Origin of the sequence: Litoribacillus peritrichatus, from assembly GCF_039537985.1 — a bacterium.
Lineage (GTDB): Bacteria > Pseudomonadota > Gammaproteobacteria > Pseudomonadales > Litoribrevibacteraceae > Litoribacillus > Litoribacillus peritrichatus.
In genome coordinates this window covers 829,717-850,686 of sequence record NZ_BAABBN010000004.1, presented here as the reverse complement: position 1 = coordinate 850,686, position 20,970 = coordinate 829,717, and the positions used below count along the sequence as shown (strand labels likewise).

18 protein-coding genes are annotated in these 20,970 nt (G+C 43.6%); 6 read left to right on the top strand and 12 right to left on the bottom strand.

Translation table 11 applies throughout. From position 1 onward, the window contains the following. The first annotated feature begins 92 nt into the window (after positions 1-92). Both ABD744_RS23165 and ABD744_RS05090 read left to right on the top strand, forming a co-directional pair. Positions 93-263: an SDR family oxidoreductase gene (locus ABD744_RS23165; protein ID WP_425562123.1), complete on the top strand. Its 171-nt coding sequence runs from the start codon at positions 93-95 to the stop codon at positions 261-263. Next, a complete protein-coding gene (locus ABD744_RS05090) occupies positions 229-1,641 on the top strand; it encodes an SDR family oxidoreductase (protein ID WP_344796100.1) in 1,413 nt (470 codons plus the stop codon). The genes ABD744_RS23165 and ABD744_RS05090 overlap by 35 nt, the downstream gene beginning before the upstream one ends. A gap of 68 nt (positions 1,642-1,709) precedes the next feature. Here the strand turns inward: ABD744_RS05090 and ABD744_RS05085 are convergent, their stop codons facing one another. Then, complete coding sequence (locus tag ABD744_RS05085) at positions 1,710-4,160, bottom strand: sensor histidine kinase (RefSeq protein ID WP_344796099.1); 2,451 nt, start codon at positions 4,158-4,160, stop codon at positions 1,710-1,712. A 43-nt stretch (positions 4,161-4,203) separates the two neighbouring features. Beyond that, the gene (locus ABD744_RS05080; protein WP_344796098.1) at positions 4,204-4,905 is read right to left on the bottom strand and encodes a response regulator transcription factor; all 702 of its coding nucleotides are present in this window, start codon (positions 4,903-4,905) and stop codon (positions 4,204-4,206) included. 205 nt (positions 4,906-5,110) lie between these two features. On the opposite strand from ABD744_RS05080, the gene ABD744_RS05075 reads away from it, so the two are divergent. The 3 genes from ABD744_RS05075 (at position 5,111) to ABD744_RS05065 (ending at position 7,567) form a co-directional block, all read left to right on the top strand. Then, entirely contained in the window at positions 5,111-5,701 is a 591-nt protein-coding gene (locus ABD744_RS05075) for a PspA/IM30 family protein (RefSeq protein ID WP_344796097.1), read from the top strand. Continuing rightward, positions 5,698-6,261, top strand: coding sequence for a hypothetical protein (locus tag ABD744_RS05070; protein WP_344796096.1), 564 nt, complete (start codon positions 5,698-5,700; stop codon positions 6,259-6,261). The genes ABD744_RS05075 and ABD744_RS05070 overlap by 4 nt, the downstream gene beginning before the upstream one ends. 82 nt (positions 6,262-6,343) lie before the next feature. Next, positions 6,344-7,567, top strand: a complete 1,224-nt coding sequence (locus ABD744_RS05065; RefSeq protein WP_344796095.1) for a vWA domain-containing protein — start codon at positions 6,344-6,346, stop codon at positions 7,565-7,567. A 71-nt stretch (positions 7,568-7,638) separates the two neighbouring features. Here the strand turns inward: ABD744_RS05065 and ABD744_RS05060 are convergent, their stop codons facing one another. The 6 genes from ABD744_RS05060 to ABD744_RS05035 all read right to left on the bottom strand — a co-directional run bounded on the left by ABD744_RS05060 (position 7,639) and on the right by ABD744_RS05035 (position 15,333). After that, positions 7,639-10,818, bottom strand: coding sequence for an efflux RND transporter permease subunit (locus tag ABD744_RS05060; RefSeq protein WP_344796094.1), 3,180 nt, complete (start codon positions 10,816-10,818; stop codon positions 7,639-7,641). Positions 10,819-10,839: 21 nt separating this feature from the next. Next, positions 10,840-12,060, bottom strand: a complete 1,221-nt coding sequence (locus tag ABD744_RS05055) for an efflux RND transporter periplasmic adaptor subunit (RefSeq protein ID WP_344796093.1) — start codon at positions 12,058-12,060, stop codon at positions 10,840-10,842. A gap of 78 nt (positions 12,061-12,138) precedes the next feature. Further along, positions 12,139-13,467, bottom strand: coding sequence for a TolC family protein (locus ABD744_RS05050; RefSeq protein WP_344796092.1), 1,329 nt, complete (start codon positions 13,465-13,467; stop codon positions 12,139-12,141). A gap of 127 nt (positions 13,468-13,594) precedes the next feature. Next, positions 13,595-14,044: a hypothetical protein gene (locus tag ABD744_RS05045; protein WP_344796091.1), complete on the bottom strand. Its 450-nt coding sequence runs from the start codon at positions 14,042-14,044 to the stop codon at positions 13,595-13,597. A gap of 214 nt (positions 14,045-14,258) precedes the next feature. Beyond that, a complete protein-coding gene (locus ABD744_RS05040; protein ID WP_344796090.1) occupies positions 14,259-14,708 on the bottom strand; it encodes a hypothetical protein in 450 nt (149 codons plus the stop codon). Positions 14,709-14,964: 256 nt separating this feature from the next. Beyond that, positions 14,965-15,333 carry a hypothetical protein gene (locus tag ABD744_RS05035; protein WP_344796089.1) on the bottom strand — a complete coding sequence of 123 codons (369 nt, stop codon included), beginning with the start codon at positions 15,331-15,333 and terminating at the stop codon, positions 14,965-14,967. A gap of 785 nt (positions 15,334-16,118) precedes the next feature. On the opposite strand from ABD744_RS05035, the gene ABD744_RS05030 reads away from it, so the two are divergent. Further along, positions 16,119-18,866 (top strand): hypothetical protein, encoded by a 2,748-nt coding sequence (locus tag ABD744_RS05030; protein WP_344796088.1) that lies wholly within the window; start codon positions 16,119-16,121, stop codon positions 18,864-18,866. 79 nt (positions 18,867-18,945) lie between these two features. On the opposite strand, the gene ABD744_RS05025 is transcribed toward ABD744_RS05030, so the two are convergent. Genes ABD744_RS05025 through ABD744_RS05010 form a run of 4 tightly spaced genes read right to left on the bottom strand, consistent with a single transcriptional unit; the run spans position 18,946 to position 20,969 of the window. Further along, positions 18,946-19,578 (bottom strand): glycine-rich domain-containing protein, encoded by a 633-nt coding sequence (locus tag ABD744_RS05025; RefSeq protein ID WP_344796087.1) that lies wholly within the window; start codon positions 19,576-19,578, stop codon positions 18,946-18,948. A 39-nt stretch (positions 19,579-19,617) separates the two neighbouring features. Then, positions 19,618-20,124, bottom strand: coding sequence for a DUF6653 family protein (locus tag ABD744_RS05020; RefSeq protein ID WP_344796086.1), 507 nt, complete (start codon positions 20,122-20,124; stop codon positions 19,618-19,620). Positions 20,125-20,180: 56 nt separating this feature from the next. Next, complete coding sequence (locus tag ABD744_RS05015; RefSeq protein ID WP_344796085.1) at positions 20,181-20,411, bottom strand: helix-turn-helix domain-containing protein; 231 nt, start codon at positions 20,409-20,411, stop codon at positions 20,181-20,183. Between the two features lie 9 nt (positions 20,412-20,420). Then, a complete protein-coding gene (locus tag ABD744_RS05010) occupies positions 20,421-20,969 on the bottom strand; it encodes a DUF2975 domain-containing protein (RefSeq protein ID WP_344796084.1) in 549 nt (182 codons plus the stop codon). Between the last annotated feature and the right edge of the window lies 1 nt (position 20,970).

Here is a 20,970-nt window from a genome sequence, read left to right as displayed (position 1 = left end):
TGCCTTGTGTTGCTCATCCAGGCCGTTTATTCTTTCTGAAGTATTTCAGAACAACATTCAATAAAAATAATAATGTTCAGGAGCAGCAAAAAATGAAGCCTAAGGATGATTACGCCGAGATTTCCCGCACCAGAAGTTTACTAAAAGACAAACGAATTCTCATCACCGGAACCACTGGCTTTCTAGGCAAGGTTCTGCTGGAGAAAATAATACGAAACATCCCCGAAGTTGCCAGCGTCAAACTTAGTCATTCGAGGCAATAAAAAATACCCCGACGCGATGGATCGCTTCAAAGCCGAGATATTAACTTCTTCCATTTTCAATCATTTAAAAGAAACCAACCCCGCCCTATTAGAGAATTTTTGCAGCAACAAACTGAACTGTATTGGCGGTGAAATCACGGAAATAAATTTCGGATTGCCTGAAAAGAAATACCTTCAACTGGCCGAATCAACCGATGTTTTTATCAACTCTGCCGCAAGTGTTAATTTTCAGGAAGAGTTGGATAAAGCGCTGCTCATCAACACCCTTTGCCTGAATAATGTAGCAGACTTTGCCGAAGCCGCAGGCGACATTCCGGTCATCCAAATTTCCACTTGTTACGTCAACGGTTTTAATAAAGGCACGATCAAAGAAGAGATTTCCAAACCAACCGGGAAGCGCATCCCAAAAGACAAAAATGGCCACTATGATACCAATGTCGTAGTTAAGGCTCTGCAAAAGAAAATAGAAAAAACGAAAGCCTCCGTCAAAGACAAAAAGTTACTGCCTGAAGCCTTAACCGAATTGGGCCTGAAAGAAGCACATCGCTATGGTTGGGGAGATACTTACACCTTCACCAAATGGCTGGGTGAACAGCTGATTCTGAAGCGCTTAAACAATAAAACCATCACAATTTTAAGGCCATCCGTCGTTGAGAGCACATTAGAATCTCCAATTCCAGGCTGGATCGAAGGCGTCAAAGTATCCGATGCCATTCTACTGGCTTATGCCCGCCAAAAAGTTTCTTTTTTCCCTGCGAGAAAAGCAGGAATCGTTGATATTATCCCGGTAGACCTGGTCGCAAACAGTGTAATTCTCAGCGTTGCTGAAGCCTTTGAACAGCCAGGAGAGGCAAGGATTTATCAATCCTGCAGCGGTTCCCAAAACCCTTTAAAAGTAGAACGCTATGTCACCACCGTTTGTGAAGAAGTCCGGGTTAACTGGAAAAAATACCCTAACTTAGCCAAGAAACAGCCAGAAAAGAAGTTTGTATTAGTCAATAAAAGAGTGTTCATCAGTGTCATGAAGGGTCTGAAATTAGCTCAAACCGTCCATGATCGGATACTGTCCAAGTCTTCTACTAAATCAAAAGCTTTAAAAACAGTGGAAAGTACACTCAGACTTTCTTCAATCTATTCCACCTACACCAGCCCTGAGTACGTTTTCAATAGCGATAAATTGATGGCGTTATCAAACCGGATGGGTGAGCAGGATAAAGTACTTTTTCCGGTAGATGCTAAGAAAATAGATTGGGATTACTACTTCCAGCACATTCATGTGGCCGGTTTAAACCGTTACGGAATGGAAGACAACACCCAAGTTTCAAAACCGACAAAATCAACCGCCGTTAAGAAAGAGCCAGAAACAGAGGAAGCCTAGCGAACACGCCGAAGGTACAACCCTGAGCCAAATTCAAGGCCAGGGTTTACTTTTATTAATGGTCCAAATTAAATACGATTTTTTACCGGAAAGCTGACATGAAAAGCCACACCCGGTTGTTGATTCACTACATCAACATCTCCGTTCATCGCCAAAGCCAGGTTCTGTACTAATGCCAGTCCTATGCCCGTTCCTACCGTTTCGCGCGTCATCTCCGCTTCCGAGCGGAAAAATAATTGAAAGATTTTTTTGAGCTGGTTTTTAGGAACACCGGGGCCATAATCCCGCACGGTAAATTGTACAAAACCATTGGACTGCAATTGAGCGTTGATATCGATTTTTTTAACGTCTGCTTTGGCTGAAAATTTAAGGGCATTATCCACCAAGTTGATTATGATTTGCGAAAAGCAATCGGCATCCACTTCTATGACAACATCACTGGCGTTTTGCAAAACATCAAGGTTAAGCTGATACCCAGCCGCCTCAACCTGAGTGGAAATTTTAGAGCGAACCATATCCATCAGTTCTCCAACAGAACTGGGCCGTAAGTCCACAACCAAATCGTTATGATTCACTCTCGCCAACTGCAAGACATTGGAGATCAACCGCGATAAACGCTCACTTTCATCAAAGATAAAATGGTAATACTCACGTTTTTTTTCTTCACTGGCCCAGCCTTCTTTTAAAATTTCGCCATACATTCGGATGGATGTCAGCGGCGTTTTTAACTCATGACTGACCGACGAGACAAAGTCCTGTTGCTGCTCAACCAACTCAATCTGCCGAGCACCTGCGCGATAAATAAAGAAAAGGCCCACAAATAATACGATGGTCAAGATAATACCAGCCCAAGCAACCACAACCCCACCCTGCCCTGCGGGCAAATGCTTGATCGTGAAAATTAACTCTAAATCAGAGAATGGCGCGGACAAGGTGGTTCGGTACAACACATCACCTTGCAATTGCTTGGTGCTTGAAATAAAGCCTCGCGAAGCAGTGCCACTGTATGCCGACAACACATTACCTTGATAGGCAACGATAAGTTTACTCATTTCAGAGACGGTCGACTCGTTAAAAGCCGTTTGTATCAGTGAGTTTAAAAGAGCTTTTTGCTCCAATAAAATGCCTTGAATGATTCGCTCGCCATTTCGCCAAACTTTCCGATACAGCAAGAAGTGACCACTGTCCAACAGTCGAAATTCAAACGGATCAATTTCACTTTCAAAGAGGTTAATGTTTGGACTTAATGGCAAAGTAAGCGATTTTTCCAAACTTTCATCTTCAGCCCCTCCAGAGCCTGATTCCAACGCATCAAAGCGGCTTATGTCTGCACTGGTAGCGTCAGAACGGCCAAGATAAAATCGACCAGACTCAGCAGGAGCAGAGCCCAGGCCGGAAGTAGATGCAGATGGAGTTTCCGCTTCAAGCAATTCATCCCTTACCATGAATTCAGTTTCTTCTTGGCTAAGTTCAGGAGCAAGCGCGCGCTGAGACATCTGCGCTTGAGGCCTCAAAGAATTGCCCTCAAAACCGCTGTTATCGGACAAACCATAATAACCCGCTTCAGGCAAAGCGCCCTGCTCTTTACGAGCGACTCTTGGCTGAATTTTTTGAGTCTTAGCCACGTAATCCTGCTTCTTTTGCTCCAAGTTCTTAGCCGTATATTTTGATCCTAAATCCAGATCTTCCACCCTGCCCAATTTATTCATGGATTTGGATTTTTTTCGTGCGAAAGGGTCATCAGTGGATTGATCCAAGCGATCAAACGCCGATTGTGCATCCAGCTTTTGCGGAATTGATGCCTTCTGTTGTTGACGATAATCCGCCAGTTTTTTCTTATCGTTAGCTTCTTTGGAATGATAAAGTTGAGAATGATCGAATTCGGCACGACCAGACGTAGCACGATCACCATTTTCCGGAGCGGCATCGATTTCAGCCAATGCTGGGTCTTGTTCATTTAATTCACTTTGAACGAATTCTTCAGCGTTCTGCGTGTCATTAGTTTCGGGTAACAGATTATTGTTATTCAAAATATGTCGAATTTGATTTTGCAGAACATCTCGTTGCTGAATTTGTGAACGAGAAATACCAAAACGAGAAGCACCTTCCGAATACTCTGGCAGTAATGGCGTAGTAAAACGCCCTTGTGCATCAACCTGAAAATACCCAAGTAACCCGGGTAAACTCTGTTCAACGGGATAAGCAGACAAAGGCGAACGCTGTACATAATTCGAAGAAAGCTCACCTTCCACCTGAATAAAACTGTAATCAGTAAACCCTCTGGCTTCTTCTATCAGTATCCGCTCATTAAATTGTTTATTAATCCGCAGCACCAATTCACCGGCCAGAGTTTGATGTTGGTGAAACGTCTCCCACTTCAATTGGCGATAAGCTTGATTGATCAAAACCAGAGAAGGAATGAGCAGCGCAAAAAGAAACATCAGAATAACCAGTCTCAACTTGAGTTTGGTCCGATCTTTAAGACTCCGGGATTTATGTTTCTTGGTGCTGTCAGCCATTCAAGGGTTTTCCTGTGTACGCCTGTTCAATTAACAACCCACATTAACAATCCAGCAAACGATAACCTTCGCCCCGCACCGTAATCAGTAACGTAGGCTCTTTCGCATTGACTTCAATTTTACGGCGTAATTTGGCTATGTGGATATCCACTGTTCGGGTTTCTATGTCCATCTTCTTATCATAACCCCAGACCTTATTTAACAACTCTTCTCTGGGAACAGGCCGGGTATTATGTAACTTCAGGTATTGTAAAACTTCTATTTCTCTGCGAGTAAACACCAACTCCGTTTCGCCCCATTGGCCGGTTAAATTCAGCGTATCAATTTGAATGTCGTGGCCGATTTGCATCTCGCGATTTTGCGCTTCGCCTGCACGGGATCGACGTAACACCGCTTGCACTCTTAACACCAGCTGGCCCACTGAAAAAGGTTTAGCGACATAATCATCCGCACCTAGACTCAACCCCTGAATAATTTCTTCATCGCTGGTCTTGGCCGTCAACATAATAATGGGTTGATCTTTATCTTCATCACGAATGCGCCTGCAAATTTCAAAGCCGTCCATGCCCGGCAACATCACGTCCAATAGAATCAGGTCGAACTGGCCACTCAGAGCTTTCGACAACCCGTCCGGGCCATTATCGGCATAATCCACCTGATAACCATGAAATACGAAAACGTCCACCAGGCCAGTACGAATAGCAACTTCATCTTCAACAACCAGAATTTTCAGTTTTCTGTCCATATACGATGTCTTTTGTGTTTGTGGTTTTTCAAAGTTTAGATTACCAATCTCCCGAGCAACTCACACGTAAAAGTTTTGTAAACTCAACGCCAAAACTTTTACCAAAGTCTGTCTAAAATCCGCTCCTCACCCGCCCTAAACTGATCATCAAAGACATACAGAAATACACCCGCTGTCATCCGATCAATCTATTAAGGGGCACAACATGGCAATCATCAGACGACTTTCCCGACTGTTCAAAGCGGATTTTCACGCCGTTCTGGATCACATTGAAGAACCAGAAGCGCTGTTAAAACAAGCCGTTCGGGAGATGGAAGAAGCGCTGCTGCAAAGCAAACAGACGATTAAACAACTCGAAGCCGAAAAACAGCAAATATCGGCCAATCACGATGAGTTAACTCAAACACTCGATGATCTGTCAGAACAACTCACTCTGTGCTTCAACTCCGACAACGACGAGCTGGCCCGGCCTTTGGTAAGAAAGCAACTCGAGACACAGCAAATTCTGAAAATCATCAGTAAGAAGCAAGCGTCTCTCGAAAAACAACTTTCCGAACATAAGTCTCAATATCAGGAACACAGCGCACTGTACGAAAGTACCCGCCAGAAAGTAGAAGTGTTCAGCAAAGAAAACGAACTGAATAGCCATCTCCAGAATGACATTTTTGATGTTAGAAAAGGCCCGTCCGAAATACAGGACAACGAAGTTGAAATTGCTCTGATGCAACAAAAACAGCGATTCGAACAAGCCCATTCAAACGCCAACAAACCGAACAAAGGAGGCGTGTCGTCATGAAAAGGCCAGGATTCTATCAAGGCGTCATCGTCGCTTTTTTGTTGAGCTTACTCGGCAGTGCGTTTTTTACGGTGCTGACACCCGTCGTTAGCAGCCATTGGGCACTCAAAGTGGTCATCACTTTATTGGCGCTTGCTTATTTGCTCTACATTCTGAGCACGACACCTTCACGTAATGGCAAAGTCACCACATTGGCAATTTGGCTGACCATCACAGGCGTTTGCTGGTATTGGTCTCCTCACTTACTGATTTATACCTTAATCCATATGAGCATCATCTGGCTGGCCCGCTCGCTTTATTACTATCAAAGTGCCCTCTCAGCTTTAGCCGATCTAGGCTTAAATGGCCTCAGCCTGGTTGCGGCGCTTTGGGCGATGACTCACACCCACAGTCTCTTTCTCAGCTTATGGTGCTTTTTTCTGGTTCAGGCTTTGTTTGTGGCGATCCCCAAAAGCCTGAAACGATCTAACACCGCCCTTTCATCCACCCTCGATGACAAAAGCGACATGTTTGAACGTGCCCATCGATCTGCCCAAGCGGCATTACGACGACTGACCTAAAAGGCCCACCACCCAGTGAAAGCAGAAAGTAACGGAACACACTCAAACCCAATATTATCTGATCTATTCAGGAGTCATAATCATGAAAACAAAACTGACCGCAATCGCACTCTTTACTGTCACAGCAGTGACCGTCATCTTTTATCCGATGTTGAAGTCCATGACCGTCAATGCCCAACCGACAGCTCCGGTGACATCAAACCCGGTCATAGATGCTCCGGCTACGTTAACCAATGAACGTCCAAAGATTGAAGTCGTGTTTGTCCTCGACACAACCGGCAGCATGAGCGGATTAATTGATGCAGCCAAAGAAAAAATCTGGTCCATTGCCAGCTCGATGGCTTCCGCACAACCCGCGCCTGAAATTAAAATGGGACTGGTGGCTTACCGCGATCGTGGCGATGCTTACGTCACTCAAGTGATTGACCTATCTAGCGACCTGGACACCATGTTCGCGACACTCATGGACTTCAGCGCCGACGGTGGTGGAGACGGTCCGGAAAGCGTCAACAAAGCGCTGTATGATGCGGTCCACGGCATTTCCTGGAGTCAAGACAGCAACAGCTACAAAGCCGTATTTCTGGTGGGCGATGCACCACCGCATATGGATTACCAGGATGAACAACAATTCCCTGAAATCCTGAACACAGCAAAAACCAAAGACATCGTTGTAAATACCATTCAATGTGGTCAGGACAACACCACCAAACAGCAATGGCAGCAAATTGCTCAATTGGCAAAAGGCAGTTATTTTCAGGTCGAGCAAGCAGGCAGCGCCATAGCAATCGAAACCCCGTTTGATGACGAAATTGCCTCTTTATCAAAAGAACTGGATGACACCCGGCTTTATTACGGCACCAAAGAACAAAAAGCCAAACAGAGTAAAAAAGTGGAAGCCACTAACAAGCTGCATGACAAATCCTCAGTTGCATCCCGCGCTCGCCGCGCGACGTACAACTCTTCAAAAAGCGGTGAAAGTAACTTCTTAGGCGAAGGGGAATTAGTGGAAGACTTTGCCAGTGGCCGTATAGACCTCTCAACAATCGACCAGGATCAACTCCCTGAGCCCATGCAGGCACTTGCGCCTGAAGAGCAAAAAGCAGAAATTCTTGGTAAAGCAGAAAAACGTAAAGAACTTAAAGCACGGATCAATGAACTTGCTCAACAGCGACAAGGGTTCTTAAAAGATAAAGCAGATAAAATGGAAAATGCAGAAGAATCGCTGGATTACAAACTCTTTGGCACCATCAGTGAGCAAGCTCAGGAGAAAGGCATCAGTTACAAAAGCGCTGCGCCTTCGCTTTAATGACTATCCCTGAAAACCTTCAACCGAGTCTTAATACTCGGTTGAAGCTCTTTTTCTATGGATAAAGATGTTTATTCATTCTCTGCCAGTTTCCACTTTGAAAACCAACCATACAGTGCAGGCACCACAAACAAGGTCAAAACAGTTGCCGAGATCAAACCGCCTACTATCACACTGGCCAGTGGCTTCTGAATTTCAGCTCCAACGCCCGTCGACATCAACATTGGAATCAACCCTAATGCAGAAGTTAATGCCGTCATCAACACAGGTCTTAATCGTGAGGCTGCGCCACTGAAAACAGCATCGTCTACAGAAAGGCCATCCTTCACCCGCTGGTTAATACTTTCAACCATCACCACACCGTTCAGAACCGCAACGCCAAACAAGGTGATGAAACCAATGGAGCTTGGAACGGAAAGGTACTGACCAGAGAAGTACAAAGAGAAAACGCCTCCAATAATGGCCAAAGGCACGTTAAGTAGAATAAGTAACGCCTGACCGATCGAATTAAACGCAAAGTAAAGTAAAAGTGCGATTAATGCTAATGAGACGGGTACCACCAAGGACAATCGTTTTTGAGCACGCTGTTGGTTTTCAAACTGACCACCAATATCGACAGAATACCCCGCAGGTAAATCCACTTGTTCATCAATCACCCGACGTATGTCAGCAACCACATTGCCCATGTCTCGGCCTTGAACATTTGCCTGAATGACCACTCGGCGTTGAACGTCGTCACGACGAACCTGCGGTGGGCCGGATTCAATCCCGATATTGGCAACATCACCTAACCGAACCCAGGCGCCCGTTGGCGATTGCAGTCGTAAATCGGCAATGGCTTGTTGATCCTTACGGTATTTATCAGCAAGTCGAACGTATATGTCGTAACGTTCATTACCGTTAATGACCTGACCTGCCGTTTCTCCACCAATGCCATCACGAACAACAGACATCACATCGCCCACGGAAAGCCCATAACGGGACAGTTGACGACGATCCGGAGAGATCACCAATTGCGCTTCACCGGAGATCTGCTCCATTGCAACGTCTTTCGTACCTTCCACGGTTTTAACCACTTGCTCAATGGCTTGGCCTTGCTCAGCCAAGGTATCCAGATCCGGACCAAACAATTTAATGGCCAACTGGGCTTTCACGCCTGAAAGCAACTCATCCACACGAGTACTGATTGGCTGGGAAAAGTTCAATAATAACCCCGGAAACTGCTCCAGCTTTTTCTCCATCTCATTTTGTAAATCAATGCGATTATTTGCAGTTGTCCATTCAGAAACGGGTTTCAACCCAATATAGATTTCAATGTTATTGACTGGCTCCGGGTCACCTCCAATCTCAGCTCGACCAATTCGACTTAGGGCGTAAGTAACTTCCGGAAATTCCAGGAGTTTGGCTTCCAATTTTGGCGCTACGGATAAAGCGGTATCCAAACTGGAAGATGGTGCTAAGGTCACCCGTAAGTTAATAGTCCCTTCTTCCAGTTCAGGCACAAACTCCGTTCCCAATTGAGGCAATAAAGCCAGTGCCGAGCCGACTGAAATAATGGCACCAGCAATTACAATCTTACTGCGCATCATCGCCCATTGCAGACTCTTTCGATAAAGTTTATCTAATGGTTTCAGCACGAAGCTATCTTTCTCTTTGACACCTCGTCGAAACATGAAACTGGCAAGTGCCGGCACAACAATCAAAGCAACCAAAACAGCTGAAACCATAGCCAACATGATGCTGATCGCCATTGGTTGAAATAACTTGGCTTCGACGCCTTCAAAACTGAACAAAGGCATAAAGACAACAAGAATAATACCTGAAGCAAAGAAAATTGGTCGGGCAACTTCTCGTGCTGCTTGCTGTAAACGCAGGGCTATACCATGTTTATCATGTTCTGCATCGTGCGGATCGTAACCCCGAACGTCTTTTGCATGTTCAGCATCCGGCCGAGATAAATGCTTAAACATATTCTCCACCATCACCACTGAACCATCCACCAGCATACCAATGGCAACGGCAATTCCACCGAGAGACATCAGGTTTGCAGACAAACCAAGCCAGGACATGACCATCAGCGCTATTCCAATAGAAATAGGTATTGAAATCAATACCAGGAAGGTAGCTCGAAGATTCATTAAAAACAGAGCCAACACCACGACGATAAAGACAAATGCCATCAACAAAGCATTAACCACGGTCTTTACAGCTTGTGTAATCAAATCGGCCTGATCATAAAAAGGCTCAAATCGAACACCTTCTGGCAATGCTTGCTGAATCAAAGTTACACGTTCATTGATTCCATCAATCGTTGTTTTTGTATTTGATCCGATACGTTTAAGCACAACACCAGTAACTACTTCACCTAAGTTTTCTGCATCTCCTTTACTATCTCGGCGGGTCATAGTCACAGCGCCTTGACGAATTTCACTGCCAAGCTTTACTTCGGCAACATCTGAAACCATCACCACTGCGCCATTGATGGTCTTAAGAGGAATCTGATTAATTTCATCCATGCCTTGCTGATTTGGACTCAGCCAACCAACACCTCGAATCACCAACTGTTCCTGACCGCGATCCATGTACCAACCGCCAGCATTTACATTGTTATTCTCCAGTGCTTCAACCACATCACTTTGTGTTAGCTGATAAGCCAGTAAACGAGCCGGGTTGAGATTCACCTGGTACTGCTGAACATCGCCACCAAAAGAAAGAACATCGGTAACGCCATCCACTGGCATCAACAACAGTTTCACAACCCAATCGTTTAGGCTACGAAGTGCCATCTTATCGTATTCAGACCCAGGCTCAGCCAATAACATGTATTGATAAACCTGCCCCAAACCTGATGTATTCGGCCCCATTTCAGGCGTACCAACACCAGCAGGGATCAGCTCTTTTGCCTGCTGTAATCGCTCAAATACCAGTTGGCGAGCCTGATAAATATCCGTTCCTTCTTTGAAGACAACCGTAATGCCAGACAAACCCGTTTTAGAAATAGAACGAACTTCTTCTACATCGGGTAAAGCATACATAACTGCTTCAATAGGAAAAGTAATCAATTGCTCTACTTCTTCCGAAGCAAGCCCAGGTGCTTCGGTATTTACTGCGACCTGAACGTTGGTCACATCCGGAAATGCATCAAGATTAAGACGCGGAATAATAAACACCGCAGAAATAATCATCGTCATCAAGGCAATAACCACCAATAGGCGGTTACCCATTGCCCAATCGACCACTCGATTTAACATGGAAAAACTCCTGGTTGGTGATTAATGGTTATGAGGATCAAAGCCGCCCTTGGCGATCTCTGACGCCACAAAAAATGCGCCTTCTGTCACCACTTTGCTGCCAGATTCAATACCGGTTATTTCTCGGAATTCACCTAAAGAACGACCAAGCTCCACTTCTTTTGCTTCAAACCGATCTGGTTGATGTTCAATAAACAGGGTCCAATCACCATCAGCACTTCGCATCAAAGCGGATTCAGGAATCGCCAGAACCGAGTTCTTAGTTTTGAAAGTGAAAAATACATCTGCGAACATACCCGGATGCAATCGATGGGCTTCGTTATCGACCAACAAACGAACAACTCGTGTTCTGGTAACCGGATCAATGGTATGCGCTTCTTCACTAACACGAGCACTGTATTTAACACCATCAACTTCAACCTCAGCTAATGTACCGGCTGCAAACGTCATTTGATTGTTTGGTGAGAAACGGGCCTCAACCCAAAGTTCACTTTCATTAGCAAGCTCGATAAGAGACTCCCCTGCCGTCACTCGTTGACCTTGATTGAAGTCGTCACTCAACACAGCACCTTCTGTTTCGGCATTAAGGGTATATTCTCCTAAACGAAGGGTTTTATTACTGAACTGTTTGATTGCTGCCTCAGATAAACCAAAAGCTAATAACCGCCCATAGCTCGCTTCAAACGCAGCTTGAGCTTCAACGTAACGTTTATCACCTACCGTCTTTCGACCCAACTTTTGTACTCGCTGCCATTCGGCGCTGTCCACACGGTGGTCAGCCTGAGCTTCAGCAATGGTTTCACTGAATAGCGTAACCAGCGGTTGACCTTGTTCAACATGATCACCAAGTGCCACGTGACGTTTGAGAATCACTGAATCCACTCTTGGTGACACAAGATAACTGGTGTAACCATTGGTTCTGATCTCACCCGGCGCATAAAGTTGATACGCCATATTCTTTTTAACCAAGGTTTCAACCTGAATATTTGCTAAATTTTGTTGGGTTTTAGTCAATTCAACACCCTCTTCATCTTCAGCACTGGATTCCTCATGACCATGAGAATCATGTTCCTCTGATTCATGTTTCTCATTTTCACTATGCTCTGACTCTTCGTGTTTACTTTCTTCAGATAGCAATGAGGAAGAATTGGCTTCTTGATGTCCATGCCCAGCTCCTGCGTTGCTGATTGCGGGCATACCAAATAACAAACTGGCCATGAAAATTGGCAAAGTACTTTTCATCGTTTTTTCCTTTCACTTAATAGGGTGATCGCTAATGATTTACAAAGTGGGTCTCAAAAATGGACCTCAAAAAATGCGCTAAGGCATACGATCAGGGCTTGAAAATGTTGAAACAGTTGAATCTGCTGAAAATGGAAAACTGGCTGTTTGTAAGAGCCAATCAACTTTTGCCAGACGATATGCAGCTTGTAATTCAATACCAGCAGTTAGATCAGCAGAACGTTGTTCCAGCGCCAGAACGTATTCGGCGGTACTCATATCGCCACTGCGCCAATAACGTTCAAGTAAATCTGCGCTGCGCTGCGCTCTCCCTGCTGCTAATTTCTGCCAACGTTCGAAACGTTGTTGATACTCGTTTAATGTCGCCAAACTCGCTTCAAGCGCAAACTGTTGCTTTCTTCTTACACTGAGGTAATTCGCTTCCGCTGAAATCGCATCACTATTTGAAGCCCGCACTTGATCGGAATAGTCATTTCGAACATGTAACGGAATAGAAAAACTCAAGCCGATAACGTTTTCTTCTCCGGATACTCCGGTACTGATCCCAAAGGTTGGGTCCGCGCTGATTTCTCTTTGAATTAATTCAACACCCTCTTGCTGAGCTGTCCAGTCGGCTTTTGCAGCCAAAACAGACGGATATTGATCGATTTCATTCATTGCCAATAAGCGATTGGCAGGAATCTCTGATTCTGAGAATAAATTAATTTCCAAAGACCCTATCCATTGCTCTGATAATTCGGCTGTCCATTCAGCTTTCCACTCAGGAAGTACTTCTTGCAAGCGAGTTCTTGCCTGTTTAAGTTCCGCCTGAGCTTTTGCTGACAAATTAAGTGTTTGCGATAAACCAAGATAAGCCAGCTCAGCATCCACCTCGCCTAAATCTCCTGTTTGTTGCCGTCTCTGAATCAGACTTAACAAATCGCTTAAACGAACCTCTTGAGCTAAAGCCAGGTCCGATTGCTGCTTCGCAACCTGCCAGCCAATTAAAGCAGTAAGCCCTTCAGCTGCTTTTTCCTGCAATGCTAATTCATATCGTTGTTTCACCCCTTCTCGGAGAAACTTTGATTGTTGAATTCTTGCCTCTTGTTTATCAGACCAATCAACGGTTTGGCTTAAACCAATGCTGTAATTGTTGTCTTCGCCCTCCCTTTCCCAATCGGTTGATAATTCCGGGTTATAGGTGGGTTTTTTCATACCTTCTGATCTGGCAAACTCAGCGTTCATATTTTCACGAATGGCCATAATTTCTGGATGCTGTTCTATTTGGCGGCTAAACCAAGACCAATTCATGTCCACATCAGCAGTTTCAGATGTATTCCGGTTTGTCATATCCGCGAGGACGAATGACGGTAAAATCAAGGCAAAAGAAGCCCCTAGAAACGATTGTTTCCACACACGTAAGACCATTTAATTTGTCCCCAAATCTATCTTTCTTAAGGACTGAGATCGGGTCAAAAGTTCCCGACCTCAGTTACGTCATATTTCTTAAATGACGTTATTTAGTTTTCATATTAATCAGAGTTATTTCGCTGGATTATTTAGCCGTATTAGTACGATGCTGCGGGGCTGATCCCGTGTCTTCATCCCCGTGGAAAGCAACTTTAATCACCGCATCCGAAGGTAGAACAGGTAAAGCGTCCGTAGAGAAACGCGGGCCACCCATTTTCTTTCTGCTTGAAGACAGTAAGCTAGGAGAATAACCAGTCGTCGTCTCAGCCAATAGCTCACCAGAAGATGAATAAGCTGCGATATCAACATGGCCGGACTTTGGTTTCCCTTTAATTCTGCCGAACACTTCCGTGCTGTTTCCTTGCTGTGAAGCATACACAGACTTAAATCCATCCCCTTTTTGACCTTGATTGACCACTTCAACCTGATAAGAAGAAATTTCACCGGCAGATGCAGGAAGTGTTAAAGAAACAGAAGCGAAAGCAGTAACAGAGATAGCTGTTGCAGAAAGAACAGAAGCGAAAGAAGTTTTCATAATATTTATCCTAATTTATATCCATTTACAGGCCGCGTTATTTTTTAAAGACGAAACAGCCCGCATATAAAAGTTATATGTAAAAAGTAAAAGTTAGATTTTTGGCTTCGATCAAACATGGGCCAAATGGCCCGGAAATAAGAGGCTTTATTTAAGAAACTGAATTCACTGTCAAAAGCCTACTGAAAGCCCAAACGAAGCCGGTAAATCAAAGCTATTTTGCAACGTTAGAATTATGCTTAGGTGCAGAATTTGATGCAGTTTCATTCCGGTGGAAAGCCACCTTCACGACTGCATCCGAAGGAAGTTTTGGTAAGGCATTGGTCGAAAAGTGCAGACCACCTCGTTTGCGAGAAGATTCTGTTAAGATTTTAGGTGCGTAGCTTGCGGTTGTCTCAGCAATTAGGCTGCCTTGAGCTGAAAAAGCCGCAACATCTATATGCCCTAAAGGTAACCGGTTCTCATGGTCGGCAGTAATAAGACCTGTCACCAAAGTCTTATTCCCTTCCTTAGAGGCAGTCACCAGGCGTAAGTGACCGCCTTGTTGATCCTGATTAATGATTTCAACAACGTTCGTTGAATCCACGCCTGCCGATGCAGGTAAAGCAAACACAGAAGAAACCAGAGCAGTAGCAGAGAAAATAGCAGCAATATAAGTTTTCATAATTATTTCCTAATAATCGAGACTTTTGCATGAAAGCTACAACAACTAATAACAGCGTTAAAAATCGCCTCAAAATGCTCATTTACGACAAGTAAACTCCGCTTTTTCGTTGATTTTTGCCTTGTTCTAAGTCGTTTCGCAGTCCGTGCAAAGGTCTCTAATCGTATCAATCTGCAGGCAACGACTGACGATAGACGTCGACTTACCCGCAATTTTAATTTTGAATAAACTGTTTTAAATCAAAATGAGATTACGATTAGCTTCTCGGAGGGCGGTGATCTGGTGAGATTAGGAAAGAAAGGTCAGTAAAAATATAATTAGAATTGCCGTTGTCCAGAAAGTCGACCTGAGCCGGAGAAAAGTTATCTGACAGGTTAGTATGGGTATGACAACAATGCGGACAATCAAGCGTCGAAAGTAAAGAATCAGATTCCTTATCTTTTTCTGATTTAAGGTTCTTATTTTCACAGTGGGATGATTCATGTGATAAGGCTTGTTCATCGACTTCAGAAAATACGATATGCTGACTTTCAGTCATATGAACTTGGTGATCAACTGCCATAGCAAATACAGATTGCATAGCAACCAATAAAGCAAGTAGACATGTCGACCAGAAACGAACCATTCAGAGAGCCTTAAGAAACCATTTAATTCATCGTGTGCATGGGTAGACGTGCTGTTGCTCAAAAGGTTCCTGAAAACTTATAAGTTTTATTAATCAAACGATTAATATTTAAAAAACACCAACTTCTAAAACAAACACCAAGAACCTACGATACAACAGATCAGAAATTAATAATAAACGATTATTAAAATACGTAGCATTGATAAATCCTTTCTAAAGCACATCCAGCCAACATAAAAAACAGGCTAAAACTTAATAAAAACCATAAACCAACTTATTTACAAACACACACCATAAACCACAATAAAAACCACAATAAAAACCAACAAATACCTTACATTATTATACTTAAGCTTTTAAAAAACCAACCCTAATCTTCCAACAAAATACAAAAAACATTTAAAATCAACCACATAAATAAACAGAAAACTCATATAAAATAGAAATATTAAATTACAAATTTGACCTACCAACAGCTTTAAAATACAGACAACAAACACTATTCTACATTTGCAACTGAGGCGTTAATCAGATTTATAACGAATAAACATGGATATATAATAATCTGTTTTTAATAAAACAAATCTTAATAATTTATAGTTATTATAAGAGAGTCATATTATAAACACTTAATTATCATGCTTAATTTATTATAAAAATAATCAGTCATGAAAAGGCTCGCTATTCTGATCAACCTTCAAAGTAGCATGAAATAAACCCGTTATTTCAATGTCTCTTACACTGTATGTGTATATAGAGCATGGATGTTTTATATGAGGTAAGTCATGATCAAAAAATTATCTTCTGCCCTGTCTGTATGCGTTTTGCTGCAAGCAGGTGCCCAAGCCAGTGAAACGATCGAGTATCAACAAGGGGTAAACGAATACTCAGGCAATACATCAACCACCTTCAGCAGCTCCAGAGCCCAAAATCCAACTCGAACAACGCACTATTTCCGTTACTCAGGAAAACAGCGTATCTACAATATCGAACACTTTGAATTAGGCGACTTAAGCCAAAAAGGAGCCGTCGAGTCTGCCAAATTAGTTCTCTACCACGTTGGCGGTTATTCTTATAAAGAATCGGACATTTACGTTCGACGAATATTAGACCCCGATAATTTAGGCGGCCAATACGCTACAGGCTGGGAAGTCGGTCATGGATTTCGAGCGGGAGCTAATATTGAATCTCGTGATGATTCCGGCTCTGTTGATGTGAAGTGGCGTTTATCCGACCCCGATTCACCAGATGATCTAAATGCAGATTATTTCCAGGGTGTCTTAAAAAGTATTCAGGAATCACCCTACTATACTTCGGCCAAAGGTGCTCAAAAAGGCGATAGCTACGAAGTGGATGTAACTGCTGACTTACAGTGCATTCAAACCATGCAGTGTCCTAATCAAGGATGGGCGCTTTATCATCAGGAAGACGATGCCAACATTCAAAACACAACAGCAACGTCAAACCATGAAGACCTTGAATATCGGCCGAAACTGGTCGTGACCTATGCTCCTTATGTGGACACGCTAGAACCCTTGGTGATTAGATCAGCGCCAAACGATGAACTTATCCAATCTTCCGACAACAATATCAATTTAACACTCACGACCAATGAAGGGGCAAGCTGTCGGTTTGACCGTTCCCCTGTCATTTCCTTCGATGATATGCGATACAGCATGTCTACCAACAATGGAATCAATCATTCCGGTGAATGGAAGGCCCCCAAGTTCGATACCCGATCGCATCTCTATGGAAGATGCATAGACGAAACGGCTAATGAAACCCAAACGCCACATGTCTTCACTTTCACCACCGAATACGTTGAACCGGTCGATAACGAAGACCCTGGAAGTGGTGGAAATAACGGTGGCGGAACGTATGAAGACCCAAATACAGACTATGAGCCTTCCGATCTGTTAAATGGATTAAACAACGAAGAAGTTTGGAAAACGCTTTATGCAACCATTGGTGAAGACCTTTCAATTACTTTAGGCCAAAAGCTTGGGCTCGATGGCAACGCTATTGCCTATCAAGTTACAGGATCACCTTCTTGCGCTTCATCCGTAAGCTCTAATTCATGCATTTATAACAGCAGTAACCAAACGACTGATCTTTTAACCGTCAGTTTCAGTGACTCCGGCAATGATAAAAGTTACAAGATCATTGTCGTCAATCAGCCTTCTAACTCTGGCGCGTCAAGTAACTTTGTACAAAGCAAAGACCTGATTCCGGCAAGCTATGGCAATGCTCCTATTGCAAAAGGTGAGACACACACTGACCCGGTTACAGGCGCCAAAATCACCCGATTAACTGACGCCTCAATGATTGATAGTGATGACGCATTAATCGTTTATTCTCGCTATTCCCCTGAAAATTCAACAGGCAATTACTTCCTGATATTTGGTAAGAATTCGGCATCAAGCTGGGTGGTTGAACGGGAAACCGGGAACATCATCACAGAACTCACCAGTGCAGCAGGAACCAGCATTGGTGAAAATAATGAAGTCAGGTGGGACACCTCAGGCAGACATCCGAATCGCATCTATTTCATCAAAGGAATGAAGTTTTGGATGATCGACGATGTCACCAACAAAACCGAAACCACCAAGCTTATTAAGGACTTCAGTGAACAATTCCCTAATTCCGTCAAAATCTACAATGACGTTGAAGGAGACAGTTCGAATGACAGTGATCACTGGGCATGGATGGCCGTTCATTATGGTTCCAACTATAAAGGCAGTCAGACCTATTTAGTCGATGCATTCATTCATTACCAGGTATCTACGGATGAAACCCACAGCCTAACACCTTCAGATCTGGCCGGTACAAATCTGGACATAGAAAAGGATAAGACAACCTTTACTTACCGACCTAATATGATCGAAATGTCACCGCTTGGCACGGGTGTCGTGATTCATATGGGCCGAAAGTGGGATGATGTGGACTATGGTGGTATTGGTATTAATTATATTGATACCTGGTTTGATGGCCCGCACCTGTGGCCAAATGATTTTAATTTCCAGGAACAAACACCTACCAAGATTTCAGTAAGTGAGACTCACTCAGGCTGGTCTTTTGACGAAGAAGAGCGTGAAATGTTTATCAGCCAGAATAACCGGACGGACCGACTTGATGCTATTTACATTGATGGAGAGAACTCTGGATATGATAACCGGGTCGAAGTTGCAAGCCACAGAGATTTCGGCTGGGAAATGAGCTTCCACTACGGAAAAATGCCTCAGAGCATACCCGGTTGGTTATTTATGAATACCTATTCAAAACGTGATGATTATTGGGCCGGGAATCAGTTCATGATGATCCAAATTAAACCTGAGGAGGAAGATCCTATCATCTGGCGCATCTCGCCTGCTTATAACAAATATGATGGTGATTACAGAGACGAAGCGCCTGCCGCCATTAACTTATCCGGCAATCGTATCTACTGGTCTTCAAACTGGGGAGGACAGCTTGATCATCGAGAAGTGTTCATAATCGAACTGCCTGATAACTGGGATAGTGAATTATTAAACTAATAGCCTAGCAAAGTCGCGGTATGCATTTTAAAAAATCATACCGCGCATTGTTTATAACTCCCAAAGAAATACCTATCAGTTAATCTCCCCCTCCACCGCAACTGCTACTACAGCCACTATTTCCCCCTCCCCCTCGATGATTTCCAGAGTCCAACCATTTCAAGATTTTGTAAACGACATAGATTGCAACGGCCCATTTAAAGTAATAAACAGCCTCCTTCTGATTAATATCACTGCACGCAGTGATAAAAAACGTCGAAAAGAAAAGTAAACTCAACCATTTGAAAGGCAGGGAATTTTTCTTCGTTTGCCGCTTTGGCGCTGGCCACACCTTTGAAGGTGGTTCCGTTCCGAACACGCGGTTATAGCGCAGTAACGTTTGTTGGTAAGCTTGCCTATCTTCAGTCTCAAAACTTTTACTTTTGGGTGAAGGAACATGATGCAATTCTTGTTGCAGTACATCCCGACATAAGTCATGCCAGTAAGACACCGTAAACGTCATGTGCATATGCCAAATTTTATCAACCACAACCGAAGGTACTACTCGCTCTTCAGCCGTAACAGCAAGAAAAATAAACCGTTTATATTCTTCAAACGCACTCTTGCAAAAGTCATCTGACCAGTTGTATTCATCCGACAGTTTTTGAAAAAACAGTGTCGGATCGCCTTGGTTCAACACAACAAAACCATCGAGATTTTGTAAAAGGTCCAAAACCACCCCCTTGTTGTCAACATCCTATGTTCTTAAAGGTTAGTACACCCAGCTTCGGTACTGAGCGTTCTGATCTTCCAAATCTTGGTAGAGCCACACCATCCGATCCAAAAACCAGGTTTTCCCCAATATTGTGAGAATCGTGCCAAAAACCGTAAACCAGAGGTGAAAAACAACCAAACCATAAATGGCCAACACAAAACCTGCAAACGTCACTGATTTAAGCAGACCAATTGCTCTAAGATGATGAGAAGGTATTTGATCTTTTGGGTGCATCAATAACACCCGCTCCCCCAATACTGCTTTCGATGCCCAATGGTTAGTTGTTTTAGGCTTACCAAACACTCTTGGGTTCAGCCAAACCCATAAGATCACCACAACACCCGGAATCAGCGCCCACCCTCCGATCCAGTCACGCGACCAAACCGCAATGCACAAAAGTGGTAAACAAGAATAGCGAGTCCATACACTCAGAGGATTGGCATGTTTAGCCCAAACTTCATCGGTCATGTTAAAAAAACGGGCAGCAAACTTCTCCATTCTCATTGATTAATATCCCTCACCCCTAACATTAGTTTCATGTCCAGGCCCTAATCAGCGTCTCAACTTAGCTCATCAATACCCGAGCCATTCCCATCACGTACTAATATATCACCAGGCTGACATTCCAATACTTCACAAATTTTATCCAGTGTCGAAAATCGAACCGCCTTCGCTTTTCCATTCTTTAACACCGATAAATTCTGTTCGGTAATACCGACTTGTTGTGCCAGCGTTTTAAGACGCATTTTACGTTGGGCCATCACAACGTCTAAATCTATACGAATTGCCATCATTGCACCTTAAATTGTATGCCTATTTTCATCTGCAATGATTTGTCCTTCCTTCATTACCCGAGAAATAATTAACACCAAAAACCCTAACATGATTGTCAAAGCATCTACGCCTTGAAAAGTTAACTCAAGGTAGCGCTCTCCCGGAAGATTATTAAATGATAAGATCACCGAAATCACGCCGCCATAAATCACATTTCCAAGAACCCAATAAAATAAGCTGTAACCCAACTTCTGATAGTAACTTACGTTTTCCAGCGAAAAAATTTTACCTTGTTCATAATTTTTAAATAACCGAATCAGAATATAAATGGCATACATTGCCACACCTGAAATCAGCAAATTTGCGATTGCCGCAAGTACCCTACTGGTTATTGATAATGGTTGCTGGGTCAGTGCGTTGATATCAAAGCTGACCTCAACGACACCCGTACTGGTTAAAACATCGTAGGGAGTACTGATGGACGCCCAAAAAAAGATAACACTTACAGGCACTGCAACGAACATGAATTGAAGAAATAGCCGCAACCGACGGATGTGCTTTTGAATGTTAGACATG

Excerpts from the sequence above, each read along its gene's own strand:
- ABD744_RS05060 (WP_344796094.1), bottom strand. The coding sequence starts at position 10,818 with ATGTTAAATCGAGTGGTCGATTGGGCAATGGGTAACCGCCTATTGGTG.
- ABD744_RS05030 (WP_344796088.1), top strand. The coding sequence starts at position 16,119 with ATGATCAAAAAATTATCTTCTGCCCTGTCTGTATGCGTTTTGCTGCAA.
- ABD744_RS05050 (WP_344796092.1), bottom strand. The coding sequence starts at position 13,467 with ATGGTCTTACGTGTGTGGAAACAATCGTTTCTAGGGGCTTCTTTTGCC.
- ABD744_RS05035 (WP_344796089.1), bottom strand. The coding sequence starts at position 15,333 with ATGGTTCGTTTCTGGTCGACATGTCTACTTGCTTTATTGGTTGCTATG.
- ABD744_RS05065 (WP_344796095.1), top strand. The coding sequence starts at position 6,344 with ATGAAAACAAAACTGACCGCAATCGCACTCTTTACTGTCACAGCAGTG.
- ABD744_RS05045 (WP_344796091.1), bottom strand. The coding sequence starts at position 14,044 with ATGAAAACTTCTTTCGCTTCTGTTCTTTCTGCAACAGCTATCTCTGTT.
- ABD744_RS05055 (WP_344796093.1), bottom strand. The coding sequence starts at position 12,060 with ATGAAAAGTACTTTGCCAATTTTCATGGCCAGTTTGTTATTTGGTATG.
- ABD744_RS05080 (WP_344796098.1), bottom strand. The coding sequence starts at position 4,905 with ATGGACAGAAAACTGAAAATTCTGGTTGTTGAAGATGAAGTTGCTATT.
- ABD744_RS05040 (WP_344796090.1), bottom strand. The coding sequence starts at position 14,708 with ATGAAAACTTATATTGCTGCTATTTTCTCTGCTACTGCTCTGGTTTCT.
- ABD744_RS23165 (WP_425562123.1), top strand. The coding sequence starts at position 93 with ATGAAGCCTAAGGATGATTACGCCGAGATTTCCCGCACCAGAAGTTTA.
- ABD744_RS05015 (WP_344796085.1), bottom strand. The coding sequence starts at position 20,411 with ATGGCAATTCGTATAGATTTAGACGTTGTGATGGCCCAACGTAAAATG.
- ABD744_RS05070 (WP_344796096.1), top strand. The coding sequence starts at position 5,698 with ATGAAAAGGCCAGGATTCTATCAAGGCGTCATCGTCGCTTTTTTGTTG.
- ABD744_RS05085 (WP_344796099.1), bottom strand. The coding sequence starts at position 4,160 with ATGGCTGACAGCACCAAGAAACATAAATCCCGGAGTCTTAAAGATCGG.
- ABD744_RS05075 (WP_344796097.1), top strand. The coding sequence starts at position 5,111 with ATGGCAATCATCAGACGACTTTCCCGACTGTTCAAAGCGGATTTTCAC.
- ABD744_RS05020 (WP_344796086.1), bottom strand. The coding sequence starts at position 20,124 with ATGAGAATGGAGAAGTTTGCTGCCCGTTTTTTTAACATGACCGATGAA.
- ABD744_RS05010 (WP_344796084.1), bottom strand. The coding sequence starts at position 20,969 with ATGTCTAACATTCAAAAGCACATCCGTCGGTTGCGGCTATTTCTTCAA.